Source organism: Edaphobacter paludis, from assembly GCF_039993895.1.
GTDB classification, from domain to species: domain Bacteria; phylum Acidobacteriota; class Terriglobia; order Terriglobales; family Acidobacteriaceae; genus Edaphobacter; species Edaphobacter paludis.
The window spans coordinates 2429099-2442545 of the sequence record NZ_CP121194.1; the positions used below are offsets into that span (position 1 = coordinate 2429099).

Consider the following 13447-nt stretch of genomic DNA (forward strand, 5'->3'; position numbering starts at 1 on the left):
TTCGAATGATTCATCATGTCGTCCAGTTCGCGTTGCGGCAACGCCTGTTAATCCTGCTGTTGGTAGCCTTCATTGCTATCGGCGGAGTGATCTCCTTCCACCACATGCCAGTAGACGCTTACCCGGATCTCGCTCCTCCAATGGTAGAAATCATCACCCAATGGCCCGGTCATGCAGCCGAAGAGATCGAACGGCTGGTGACCGTTCCGACTGAAGTTGAGATGAACGGCGTCCCAAAGATGTCGATCATGCGCTCGATTTCCCTCTATGGGCTCTCGGATGTCATTCTGACGTTCGACGAAGGGACGGATAACTATTTTGCTCGCCAGGAAGTCTTTATGCGACTTAGCGAAGTAACTTATCCGACGGGAGTGACACCTACACTTGCACCTCTGGCAAGCCCATCCGGTCTCGTCTATCGATACGCTCTGGAGAGCCCTGACCGCACACCGCAAGAGTTGAAGACATTTGAAGACTGGGTGATTGAGCGCGAATATAAACAGGTCCCCGGAGTCGCGGACGATTCCGGATTCGGCGGCACCGTCATGCAGTACCAGGTGCTTCTCGACCCGGCGAAACTTTACGCGTATCACCTCACCGTACCGACGGTAATACAGCAACTCTCCGTCAATAATTCCAATGCTGGCGGCGGTTTTTACTCCCAAGGCAGTCAGATCTATTACGTTCGCGGCCTCGGGCTCATTCGTGACACCTCCGACATCGGAAACGTCATCGTGGGAACGCAGAATGGCGTGCCGGTGCGTATCCGCGATATAGGAGAAGTTGTCATAGGACACGCTCCGCGGCTGGGCGAATTCGGCTTCAATAAAGAGGATGATGCGGTCGAAGGCGTCATCATGATGCGGCGCGGCGAACAAACGCAGAACGTCCTGACGGGCGTCGAAGCCAAGACCCAGCAACTCAACGACGGCATCCTTCCGCCCGATGTAAAAGTTCATCCCTTTTACGACCGCAGCGATCTCGTTCAACTGACCATCGACACCGTCGAACACAACATGATGCTGGGGATGGCCCTTGTCCTCCTTGTCCTCATGGCCTTTCTGGTCAGCATTCGCGCCGCTGTTATCGTAGCGCTCGCCATTCCACTCGCATTACTTTTTTCTTTTATCTTTCTGCATTTGCAAGGCATCGCTGCGAACTTGCTCTCCATCGGAGCCATTGATTTTGGAATTCTCATCGATGGAACCCTGGTGATGGTAGAAAATATCTTCCGCGAACTGGGTGATCTGGAGGGACAGAGCTACGACCTCCATGAAGTAATACTCGCCGCAGCAAAGGACGTTGATCGTCCCATCTTCTATTCCGTGGCTGTCATCATCGCCGGCTATCTCCCCATCTACGCGCTCAGCGGCCCTTCAGGCAAGCTATTCAAGCCTATGGCGGACACGGTCTCGATCGCACTTGTAGGGGCGTTGATCTTAACGCTCACCTTCGTGCCGGTCATGTGCGCCTATTGGTTCAAAGGCGGCGTGCGCGAGCGGGCGAACAAGCCGTTTGAGTGGCTGCGCAAAAAGTATGCCGTCCAGCTCGACTGGTGCCTCGACCACCCAAAGGTCACAATGATCGTTTCCACACTGATCTTCGCCGCCACTCTCCTGCTCATCCCTTTCATCGGTGGAGAGTTCATGCCGCATCTCGACGAGGGCGCGCTATGGGTGCGCGCAACCATGCCTTATACGGTGTCGTTTGAGGAGGCAAGCAAGTTTTCGCCCCAAGTCCGCCATCTCCTGATGAGCTATCCAATGGTCACCGATGTTGGTTCCGAGCTTGGCCGCCCGGACGACGGCACGGACCCCACCGGCTTCTTCAACGATGAGTTTTACGTAGGCCTCAAGCCTTACACCGACGCCTCCTGGAAGACGGGCGCGATCCACAACAAAGCCGAACTGACTGCGGACATTGAGAAACAGCTCCAGGCCTTTCCCGGCGTTATCTTCAATTACACTCAGCCCGCCGAAGATGCTGTGGATGAAGCGCTGACAGGCCTCAAGAGCGCGCTCGCCGTAAAGATTTATGGACCAGATCTGAATGTCCTGCAAAGCAAGGCGCTGGAGATCAAACGCAGACTCTCACAGGTACCCGGCTTCTCGGAGTTGACCGTCGTTCGGGAGTTAGGCCAACCCAGCCTGCTGATTGATGTCGATCGCGACAAAATCGCCCGTTACGGCATCAACGTTGCGGACGTCGAGGCAATTGTTCAAGCGGCTGTAGGCGGACAGGCGGCCACACAGGTCATTCAGGGCGAGAAGCTCTTCGATCTGGTGGTACGCATGAAACCCCAGTTCCGCGAAAATGCGCAGCAGATTGGTAATCTTCTTGTCGGCACGCCTACCGGTCAGCAGATTCCTTTGAGCGAACTCTCGAATATTCATGAGGCCGGCGGCGCATCGTTCATCTATCGCGAAAACAACTCCCGCTACATTGGAGTGCAGTACAGCATCGACGGGCGCGATCTTGAGAGCGCCGTGCTCGCCGGCCAACGGTCCATCGCGGATATTGCAAAATCTCTCCCCCCGGGTTACCGACTCGCGTGGGGTGGCGAGTATGGCGAATTTCTTGAAGCAAAACATCAGATGGAATTCATCGGACCGCTCGCCTTGCTGATCATTTTTATGATCTTGTTTGCGCTCTACGGCAATTTTAAATTCCCGTTGACCATCGCGCTTGGCGTTCTTCTGACCGAACCTGTGGGCGCCCTCATCGCTCTCAAGTTGACGCATACGCCCTTCAGCGTTTCGTCAGGGCTCGGTCTCCTCGCTCTAATGGGCGTTTCAGTCGAGACCGCAGTTATCCTGGTCTCATACATTAATAAATTGCGCCTCGAAGATAAAGACATCCGCACCGCAACTCGCGAGGCGTCGCTCCTGCGGCTGCGCCCGATCATGATGACCGCCCTCGTCGCCTGTCTCGGACTCTTGCCCGCGGCGCTTTCCACCGGCATTGGCTCGGACACGCAGAAGCCATTTGCGATCGTAATCGTCGCTGGCCTTGTCTCGCGGCTCTTCCTTGGGTTTTTCGTTAATCCTGTACTGTACGAGATGGTCGCTCGGGATGGAGACGTCTTACAGGTATGAGCGTTGCGGCGGTTTCTTCAGACTGTACCAGCCGACAGTCTCTAACGCGCTGCCAATCTCATCTGCTCAAAAATCGTGCTCCTTCAAAATGAAGGAGCACGATGCTCTTCTCGAAATAATGCCTACCTTACTCCGGTAGAAAACTAGAAGGCATACGCGACGCCGAACGTTGTAACGAACGGACTCAACCCATGCGCCGGAAATCCAGGCGTTCCATAACTGGGCCACTTCTGCGCTTCGATGTCGATGGCACGGATATTGATATGCTGCGATGCGCGAAAATCTATACCGCCCCCCACTGAAAAGACGCCGAAAGTATCGGTGTGGGGATGACGATAATAGCCGGTTTGGTACTCGAAACGCCCCAGCCCCCCGAGTGCCTTCACATAAGCGGTGAAGCGGTCCTGCCGTATCACAGAAAACCTCGGCCCAATAAGGTAGGTGTCCTCACCAATATCGGTCGGCGTCAGTACGTTGACCTGATGCACATCAGCCTCGAAACCAAACCTGCGCCATAGATCGGCATCGGCATAGATCGTATAACCCTTGATATAAGTCGGACCATAGTCGGGAATCGCGAAGGTGAAACCTGCACCAACCTGTGCTCCCCCTACACGTGTGGCCATTGGAACGGCTTGCGCATGAGAGGCTATGGACAAGCCAAACACAAAAATAAATAAGCCAATCAATTGATGTCGTTTCAAAGTAATACCTCCAGGAGAATTTCTGGAAATCCCGCTGAAGAAGTTAGAAGCGCCGCAGAGCTAACACGTTGCCCAACAATAATTTGCTATCTCCCACCAACATTAATAGTGCAAGAATGCGACCAGTACCCAAGAAGCGAGACAACAGTAGCGATCTCAAGAGCGACAGTCATTTAGCAAAAAACAGACATGTACTTATTCGATCCCCAGCTTCTTCCATAGTGCATCAATATGCAACTTCACCTCGGGCGGCATCGTGAGCATCGCAGGCCATTGGCGCGCGAATCCCTCCGCGGGCCACTTTCGTGTGGCATCGATGCCCATCTTGCTTCCATAATTTGGCAAACGACTTGCATGGTCGAGAGAATCCACGGGTCCGAGTGTGAATTGAATGTCGCGCTCAGGATCAATGTTGTTGGTGGTGCGAAGGACCACTTCCGCAATGTCCTGCACATCGCAATCTTCATCGACGACGATGATGCATTTCGTAAACATCGCCTGTCCCATCGCCCAGATGCCATTCATCACCTTGCGCGCATGGCCGGCATAAGACTTTCTTATCGAGATGATCATGAGATTGTGAAATACCCCCTCAGGCGGAAGGTTCACATCCACTATTTCGGGCAGCGTCATCTGCATCAGCGGCAGAAAGATGCGCTCAACCGCCTTGCCCATCCATGCATCTTCCATCGGCGGCTTACCAACGATCGTGGCCGCATAGACAGGCTGCTTGCGATGCGTAATCGCGGTAACGTGAAAGACCGGATAGTCGTCCTGCATCGTATAGAAACCAGTATGGTCGCCGAATGGCCCCTCGGTGCGGAGCTCGCCGAGTTGAACATAACCCTCAAGGATGTACTCCGCATGAGCAGGCACCTCCAGGTCAACAGTCTCCGCCTTCACCAGTTCAACCGGCTTTTGTCGCAGGAAACCGGCGATCAAATACTCCTCGACCTCGGGAGGCGCCGGGACAATCGCCGAAAACGTAGTTGCGGGATCTGTGCCAATCGCCACCGCGACCTCCATGCGGTCGTTGCGAATCTTCGTCAGCGTAGTCGCATTCAGCGTCTCCAGCGAAGCAGCCGCAGCCGTTCCTCCTGCGGTCAGCGCCATCAGATCGACACCGCTCGCAGCATCAGGCGTCGTGGCCCGCAACCGGTCACGCATATGTTCAGCAGCAACCTTCTGTCGCTGCCAGTGCATCCCTGTTGTCTTACCGTCGTACACCTGCATACGGTACATCCCGACGTTGCGTTTGCCTGACTTCGGGTCACGCGTAATCACGCACGGCAGCGTGATGAACCGGCCGCCATCCTGAGGCCACGTCTTCAAAATCGGAATATCAAGAAGATTGACGTCCTCTCCACGATGAATCACTTCTTTGCAAGGCGCGTCTTTTGCAGAAATAAGCTTCGGGAAAAAGCTGCCAACCTCAGCCAGCTTCGGCAACATCTTCAGTTTGTCGATAAAGCTCGTCGGCGAAACCGGATGCAGCAACTCACGAATGCGACCTGCGATGTCATCGAGCGAGTCGGTCTCGAGCGCCATCTTCATCCGGCGTTCACTGCCGAACTGGTTCATCAACACTCGCGCCTTCGGATAGCCTTTGACATTCTCAAACAGCAAAGCCGGTCCGCCGGCCTTCGCCGTGCCACGCCCCAGTTTTGCGGCACGGTCGGCAATCTCTGCCATCTCAAGAATCGGATCGACCTCAGCCGTGATGCGCTTCAGTTCTCCAGCCTTTTCGAGCTGCTTTATCCAGTCGCGAAGATCGCTATAGGCCAATTACATCTCCTGCCACGGCGCACCGCGGTCGAAAATCTATGGTAACGGTTTCGGAAGAAACAAAGAGCACTCTTGCCACCCTTGGACTTCAGGATGCTAGAGGTACCCCCTCCCCCCCCCACAAAGCATGCAAAGTATTCAAAACATGTAACTTAATGCCGGACTTATGATGCAAAGTACTGATTTTACGGAAGTTTTTGACGCAAAGTATTGCATTCATACGACTTAGCCTCGCTTGCGAAAGAGCGCAGCGAAGAAAAACATATTGAATATGATCTTGCCCCCGTCTTTCAATTATAGAGGGTGCGTCAAGCCTTTCCGGGGCGTGGAAGCGGCGATCTGCGTAAGCACCGGAAGCGAATGTGGAGTGTCCTGGACGTAGTCGATCAACGGATACCCGGCATCCTTCCATCCTTCGAAGCCTCCGCGCAGCGGTCGCACACGATAGATCCCCAGCTTGTGGAGTTGCATGGCCAGTTTGGCGCTGGTCTCTTCGCTCGGGCAGGTGCAGTACAGAATTACATCGCGGTCTCGTGGAATGATCTCGCTATGCTGCCTGACCTCATTCGGACCGATGCGTAACGCGCCCGGCAGCACACGCGGATCGGGCAGATAATCGAGCGGATGGCGGAGATCGACGATAAATGGAGGAGTATTTCCCTGCGCCTCGGCGCTATCGATCATGGCCTTCAATTCAGCAGGGTCAAGCCGCATACTCCGCACCTGCTGCAAAAATCTGCGCTGTTTAAGAATGCGATAAGCAAAGAAGCCAAACACCATCAGGATGAAGATGGCGAATGCGAAGTGGCCGAGAAGCTGAAAGAACCGCGCGCTGCGTTTTGCCAGGTCTCCGAAGAAACGCCCGGCGAGCAGAAAAGTCTCGGCCCATAGAATCGATCCCGCCAAGTCCCAGATAAAGAACCGGCCATACGACATCCCCGTCTGCCCCGCAATGGGCGCGGCGACCGTACTCAGCCCCGGAACGAACTTCGAAATCAGCAGGGTGGCCGGACCACGCCGCGAAAAGTACCCTTCGGTTTTGCTGACGCAGGTCGAGGCCTCGAACGATAGCCGGCACAGGAGCTGCAACACGTTCTTTCCGTAGCGACGCCCCAGCGCAAACCAAAGCGTGTCAGCCAATATGCAGGCTACAAGCACAACCGCGAGCGCATACGAGTGGTGAATCCGGTGAGTCGCGCTGAGGGTCCCCGCCGTCAGCAGCACGGGAACGCTGGGAACCGGTATGCCGAGTTGCTCCGCCAGAACCCAGAGAAACAGGATCAGGTAGGCATAATGAACGAAAAATACAAGCGCGATCGGCATAGGAGTATGTCTTGTAGATGAATTAAACCAGAGTTTGGATGCGAAACGTCTTGCCCTTAAAAAATAAGCAGCCCGGCCGGTCTGCGGGCTGGGCTGCTTATTAGTTTTTGAATTGCCGAGCTACTTGACCGTCACATACGGAGTGACCGAGAATCCTGGCCGAAGCGCGTAGTCCCCGTTCTCCTTTTGCAGATTGGTGAAGTCGATGCGCACGGGAATCCGCTGCACCACCTTCACATAGTTGCCGGTAGCATTCTCAGGTGGAAACAGCGACAGCCGTGAGCCGGTGGCGCCGCCAATCTGCGTCAGTTTGCCATGGAACTTGCGACCGCCCAAAGCATCGACCTCAATCGTAACGTCCTGGCCCGGATGCATATGCTGAATCTGCGTCTCTTTGAAGTTCGCAGTAACCCATAGATCAGTCAGCGGAATGATTGTCAGCAGGTCTTGCCCGATCGAAAGATTGGCACCCACCTGCACATTCTTCTTGTTGACGATTCCAGTTGTAGGGGCAGTAATGTGCGTATAGCTCAGGTTCAGCCGCGCCTCATCAACCTTGGCCTGCGCCTGCTGCACCTCTGCGAGAGCCGCATTGGCCTTGGCCTGCTCCACCTTGATTTGCTGGGGACCATTTTTTACCGATTCGGTTGCAGAAAAACGCGCCTGCGCCAACCGCTGCTGCGCTTCACGTATGGCTTCCTGCTGCCCGATCAGCTGCGACTGCGCCTCGATGACGGCTGCCGATGTCCCAGCAGCCTGGGCCACTGCCGCATCGTACTGCTGCTTCGAAATGACGTCCTTCTGCACCAACGGCGTATAGCGCTCAACATCCAGACTCGCCTTCACCGCGTTAGCCTTCGCCTGGTCGACCCTTGCCGCTGCCGCCTGTTCCAGCTTCTGTGCCTGGGCAACGGCAGCCATCGCAGCCTGAACATCGGAATTCGTCGTGCTCACGCTCGTATGCACGCTTGTACTGGTTATCGGAACATTCACATTTGCCTGGATGGCTGCAGCCTGTGCGCTGGCAAGGTTCGCCTGGGCCTGTTCCAGTGCGACCTGGTAGTCCTTCGGGTCGATCTCCGCGAGCAATTGCCCCGCCTGCACCTTCTGATTGTCATCCACGTAGACCTTGATGACCTGCCCGGTAACTCGCGAGCTTACCTGGTAAAGGTTGCCATCCACCTGCGCGTCGTCCGTATCTTCCGTGAAGGTGGAATGCCAGTAAAACAGGGCCGCGCCCACAGCGAGGAAGATCAGCACCGCAATAATGATGAACTTCCGTCGCGACGACTTCTCCGGCTGGGCAGCTTCCTCTTCGTCGATACGGCCGCCCCTGCCTGAATCAACATGATCTGTGTCCCCGTGCCGTTTGATCTGAACCGTGCCGCTGATCTCCGCGGTCTGTTCGTCGCGATTGTGATTCCCTTGGTCTGGCAAGCTACTTTCCTCCGAGATAATCTTTGTAATTCGTCTGCGCTACACCCAGCGCTCGCGCCAGTGAAAGTTTGGCGACATTGTGCTGGTACAGCGCGCTGATGTACTGATCGTTCGCTAGTTCTGTCTGGGCCTGCGCCTGCGAAACCGGCAAGTTGTCGGAAACTCCTGCATGAAACCGCTGCTGCGCATCGCTGAGAGCCTCATTGGCCAGCTCGACATTCGAGTGCGTCGCCTCCACCAGCTTCTCTGCCGCCTGGATATCCAACAGGCTGTCGCGAACCTCGGCATTTACCTGCTGAACCTGATCAGCGAGTTTAGCCTTCGCCTCTTCATACTGCGCATCGGCAACCTGCTCCTGGCCGCGCGTCTTGGCGATCTGCAGAATAGGTGCGCTCACCTTGCCCGTCGCTGTGTACGTTCCATGCGAGTGCCCCGGCGTCGTCCCCAGGTCGCCGTAGTCTCCGGAAAAGCTCGCCACCGGGAGTTGGCTCGCCCATGCCGACGTCTTCTCCGCATGCGCAGCCTTCACTTGCTCCGACTGCGCCGCAAGATCTTTGCGAGCACTGAGCGCCTGCGCGAATGCCGTGTCCGGATTGACCTTATCCAACGCAGCATAAGGGATCGAGTCCGTCAGCCGAAACTCCTGGTCCAGTGGCAGTCCAATCGCGCGCGCCAAGGCCAGCTTGTCTTTCGCCAATTCGTTCTGTGTCGAGATCAGCCGCTGCTCTTCGTTCTGGTAGTCCACCTGCGCCCGCAGCACATCGAGCTTGGGGCTGGTCCCGGCATCATGCGCCGCCGTGGCCTGATCGAGCGAAACCTTCGACGTAGCCATCTCTGCGTTGACCGCCTCGATGCGGGCTCCATCCGCGATGCAAAGCAGGTAGGCATTGCCCACCGTCAGCACCACCAGATTGCGCGCGTCTTCTGCGGTCAATGTCGCGCTCTCAAAATTATGCTTCGCGGCAATATAATTCTGCAGCGCCGAAACATTCACCAGGTTCTGCGTGAGATAAGCCCTGAAATCAACCACCTGAAACGGCCCGATAATCGGGTGCAGTCCCGGAAACTTCAGCCCTTCCGCCGCAAGATTGATCTGTTGCACCTCGATGCTGCCTGAGCCAGTCACCGTAGGCAACAACGCCTGCAACTCCTCCAACCGCTGGCCACCCGCATTCTTCTGCGCCGACGACTGCAGGATAATCCCCAGATTGTTTCGAAGTCCCCGCTGGATGGCTTCATCCAGCGAGAGATCCATCATCGATCCCGTCGATTTTCCTTCCACAACGCTGCCCTGAAACGAATCCTGCGTTGGCTGCGCTCCATTCGTGCCCGACGCACTATAAAGCTGCTGCTGGGCGGTGGCGATAGGGGAGCTGGTTGGTCCTGTACTGGGACCGCTGGCCGAACTTTGGCTCTGGCTCGAGCCTTGCTGCGCCACGGCAGGCAGTGCCGCGCCCGACAGGCACAGCAACCCGATTCCCATCGCCGCAACCACGCCCTGGGAGTAACGCGCTCTCTTGCTTTGGCTCATACCTTTGAATGTTACCTGCATCTTTTCAGTAATCCTAAGGTTTGGATGGCGCAGTAACATCTTGTTCAGCCTCATCCCCTGATTATGTGTCTCTTCGTAATATTGAGATGCTGTAAGTCGCCCGGAATGTTCAAAAAAAGTATCGTGCTCTTCAAAACTGTCGAATTTATTCCGGCGTGGCTGCCTCTCCAGCGTTACCAGATACACTGCTACTAAAAGCATTTACTAACCGAAAAGGAAACCACCATGTTTCTCGGAGTAGACGTCGGAACCGGCGGTACCAGGGCAATCCTCATCGACCGCGATGGCAAAATCATCGCCTCATGCAGCGCCGAACACTCACCCATTCACTCCGAGCACATCGGCTGGGCCGAGCAGGACCCGCAGGACTGGTGGCGAGCCACCCGTGAGGCGATCGCCGGAGCCATGGCGCAGAGCGAACTCGCCGGGGCTGAAATCGAAGCCGTCGGCCTCACCGGACAGATGCACGGTTGCGTCATGCTCGATGCTGCAGGCGAAGTCCTCCGCCCCGCCCTCATCTGGTGCGATCAACGCACCCAGCCCCAATGCGACTGGCTGACGGAAAAGATCGGCTTCGAGCGTCTCATCGAACTCACCGCCAACCCCGCGCTGCCTAACTTCACCCTCACCAAACTCCTTTGGGTCCGCGATCACCAGCCCGAGATCTTTGCTCGCATCGCGCACGTCCTCTGCCCCAAGGACTACGTTCGCTACCGCCTCACCGGCGAGTTCGCCATGGACATGCAGGAGGCCAGCGGCACACTCCTGCTCGATGTAGCCCATCGCCGCTGGTCCACCGAAGTTGCCGAAGCCGCCGGAATCCCCCTCCCGTGGCTTCCCCGCCTCTTCGAAGGCCCTGAGATCTGCGCCCGCATCTCCGACGCCGGAGCCGGTGCTACCGGACTCGCCGCAGGCACACCTGTAGCCGCCGGAGCCGGAGATCAGGGTGCCGGAGCGGTCGGCATGGGCATCCTCACTCCCGGCTCCGTCTCCGCCACCATCGGCACCAGCGGAGTCGTCTTCGCCGCTACCGACGCCCCCACGAAGGACCGCCTCGGTCGCCTGCATACCTTCTGCCACGCCGCCCCTGGCCGCTGGCACGTCATGGGAGTCACCAACGGCGCGGGCCTCAGCCTCCGCTACTTCCGCGATACCTTCGCCACTGCCAGCAGCTATGACGCCCTCAGCGCTCTTGCCGCCCAAGCCCCGGCAGGCAGCGACGGCCTGCTCTGGGCTCCTTACCTCTTCGGCGAGCGCACCCCGCACCTCGACCCCGAGGCACGGGCCGCCTTCATCGGCATCACCGCCAGTCACACGCAGGCGCACTTCGTCCGCGCTGTCCTCGAAGGTGTAGCAATGAGCCTCCGCGACACCTTCACTCTCTTCCACGAGCTGCACATCCCCGTCGACAGCATCCGACTCGGCGGTGGAGGAGCCCGCGGTCCCCTCTGGCGGCAAATTCAGGCCGACGTCTATGGCCAGCCCGTCGAATTGCTGGAAGCCGAAGAAGGCGGAGCCTTCGGAGCTGCTCTTCTCGCCGGAACCGGAGTCAACGCATGGCCCAGCGTCGAAGCCGCCTGCGCCGCCACCATCCGCGTCGCTCAAACCATCGCCCCACAAAGCGCAGCCGCGATGAACGAAGCCTACCGGCGATATCGAAAGATCTATCCGGCCCTGAAATCAATCGCGAGTTAACGCCCGAGGTGCAGCTTGCTGACATTTCGGATCGTATCCGGGTCCCCCGGCTTCAACTCCAGCACCTTCCGATAGAACGGCAGCGCGACCTCATCCTGGCCGCGCTGCTGAAACAAAACTGCCAGATCGAAATACGGCGTGGCGTCTGAAGGATCGTTTTTTATCGCAGACTGGAAGCACTGAATCGCCTCATCGACCCGTCCCACGTCGCCGAGCAACACACCCAAGTCGGTATAAGCCTCGCTCTGCCCAGGATCGAGGGCTATCGCCCTGCGAAGCTGCACCTCGGCCCCCTGCTTATCGCCCATCCGCTGCAACGCCTCGCCAAGGTCGATCACCGTCTCCTTGTCCGCAGGATTTACCGCCAACGCTCTCTCAAAATACTTCACCGCATCCCGCGTCTCGCCCAGTTGCAGGAACACATCTCCCAGCCCGGTCAATGCGCGCGCATAGCGAGGCTGTAACTTCACGGCTTCGCCATACAGCTTCGCCGCACTCAGGACATCGCCGCCTCTCCTGTACTCCAGCCCCAGGTTATAAAGCAGCACCGGACTCCGCGGCGTAGCCTCCAGCGAACTCGCATATAGAGCCGCCGGACTCTGCCAGTCCAGCACCCGCTCCCACAACCGCCACGCTCCCCACAGCACCCAAACGACGAGACAGCCCACAGCAACGCGCTTCCACGGTCCGGCATACTCCAGTGCCAGCGAAGCTACCGCCAACGTCAGCCCGGCGGCAGCCAAATACTCAAACCGCTCCGCCATGCCCTGATAGATATAGATGAAGCCGCAAAATGGCAGCAGAGCAATCAGAATCCAAACCAACCCAGCCGAAACCTTTGGCACCCTCTTCCGCAACAGTACGGTCGCCGCAACCAGCCCCGCCAACCCCAACCATCCGGCAATCGTTGCCGCAGAAGCAGCATTGGGCGGCATCGAGGTCGATCGCTCCACGCTCATGTGGACCGGCAACACCATCCACAGTAAATATTTCCAGAATGCCAGCCCTACCGCCCACAGCGCAGCGGTCGTATGCCCTGACCCTGTCTTAACGGATTCTCTCAGGGCAATGTAGATCAGCCCGGACAGAACCGAAGCTGCCACCAGTCCACCCGCCAGCCTGCGCGACAACCGGTCTGTCGCAAAAGCCATCAGCAGCGCCAGCGGAAGAATCAGCACACCCTCCTCGTGGCTGAGCAGCGCCGCTAACGAAGCAACAAAATAGGCTGCCAGCAAGAGTCGTGACTTGCCCTCGCGCAGAAAGCCATCCGCGGCCACCAGCGCCAGCAACAAAAAGAAGGTGCAGAGAACATAACCTCGTCCGCTTACCCACGCCACGGCTTCAGTATTGATTGGAAGTCCCAGCCAAAGCATTGCAGCCACGGCAGCAGTCAACGGCGCAACCCGCAGCCGCCGCAACAATAAAAAACCGAGCATCCCATTCAGCCAGTGCAGGACAAGATTCGTGAAGTGAAAGCCACCCGCACTCATCCCCCAGATCCTGCGATCGAGCGCAAGGCTCATCCAATAGAGCGGTCGATAGGTTGCGGTACCCACACCGCCAATCTCACTATTGAATGAGACTGGCGCCAGCCAAAATCGATGAAACGTCAGCCGCAATGAAGCAAGCGCCGGATTATTGACGATCTGGTCTACGTCGTCATAAATAAATGGTGTGCTCAGCGCCTTCCAATAAAGCGCCAACACCCACAGCGCACTCACAACGGAGAAGACGAGCCCCGGATGCGCAAGACACCAGCCGGAGAAAACGCTCCAACGTGAAGCGCGACTCGGTTGTATCTGTCGTTTTGTCCTGGTGGAAGACTTCAAAAAATAAGCCGCCGTGATCCTGAGAAT

At 57.2% G+C, this 13447-nt stretch carries 8 protein-coding genes; 2 read left to right on the forward strand and 6 right to left on the reverse strand.

Going from position 1 to position 13447, the window contains the following annotated elements; genetic code table 11:
* Positions 1-5: 5 nt before the first annotated feature.
* On the forward strand, positions 6-3095 hold the full coding sequence (locus P4G45_RS10095) for a CusA/CzcA family heavy metal efflux RND transporter (protein WP_348266354.1): 3090 nt from the start codon (positions 6-8) through the stop codon (positions 3093-3095).
* Positions 3096-3238: 143 nt separating this feature from the next.
* On the opposite strand, the gene P4G45_RS10100 is transcribed toward P4G45_RS10095, so the two are convergent.
* The 5 genes from P4G45_RS10100 to P4G45_RS10120 all read right to left on the reverse strand — a co-directional run bounded on the left by P4G45_RS10100 (position 3239) and on the right by P4G45_RS10120 (position 9875).
* A complete protein-coding gene (locus P4G45_RS10100; protein WP_348266355.1) occupies positions 3239-3721 on the reverse strand; it encodes a hypothetical protein in 483 nt (160 codons plus the stop codon).
* Between the two features lie 273 nt (positions 3722-3994).
* Positions 3995-5584, reverse strand: a complete 1590-nt coding sequence (locus P4G45_RS10105) for a UbiD family decarboxylase (RefSeq protein WP_348266356.1) — start codon at positions 5582-5584, stop codon at positions 3995-3997.
* A gap of 294 nt (positions 5585-5878) precedes the next feature.
* On the reverse strand, positions 5879-6907 hold the full coding sequence (locus tag P4G45_RS10110; protein ID WP_348266357.1) for a VTT domain-containing protein: 1029 nt from the start codon (positions 6905-6907) through the stop codon (positions 5879-5881).
* A 120-nt stretch (positions 6908-7027) separates the two neighbouring features.
* Positions 7028-8344 (reverse strand): HlyD family secretion protein, encoded by a 1317-nt coding sequence (locus P4G45_RS10115; RefSeq protein WP_348266358.1) that lies wholly within the window; start codon positions 8342-8344, stop codon positions 7028-7030.
* Between the two features lies 1 nt (position 8345).
* Entirely contained in the window at positions 8346-9875 is a 1530-nt protein-coding gene (locus P4G45_RS10120; protein ID WP_348266359.1) for a TolC family protein, read from the reverse strand.
* A 246-nt stretch (positions 9876-10121) separates the two neighbouring features.
* Here P4G45_RS10120 and xylB point away from each other — a divergent pair, with 246 nt between their 5' ends.
* Positions 10122-11591, forward strand: a complete 1470-nt coding sequence (gene xylB, locus P4G45_RS10125) for a xylulokinase (protein ID WP_348266360.1) — start codon at positions 10122-10124, stop codon at positions 11589-11591.
* On the opposite strand, the gene P4G45_RS10130 is transcribed toward xylB, so the two are convergent.
* The gene (locus P4G45_RS10130; RefSeq protein ID WP_348266361.1) at positions 11588-13312 is read right to left on the reverse strand and encodes a tetratricopeptide repeat protein; all 1725 of its coding nucleotides are present in this window, start codon (positions 13310-13312) and stop codon (positions 11588-11590) included. The two genes, xylB and P4G45_RS10130, sit on opposite strands and share 4 nt — an antisense overlap.
* Between the last annotated feature and the right edge of the window lie 135 nt (positions 13313-13447).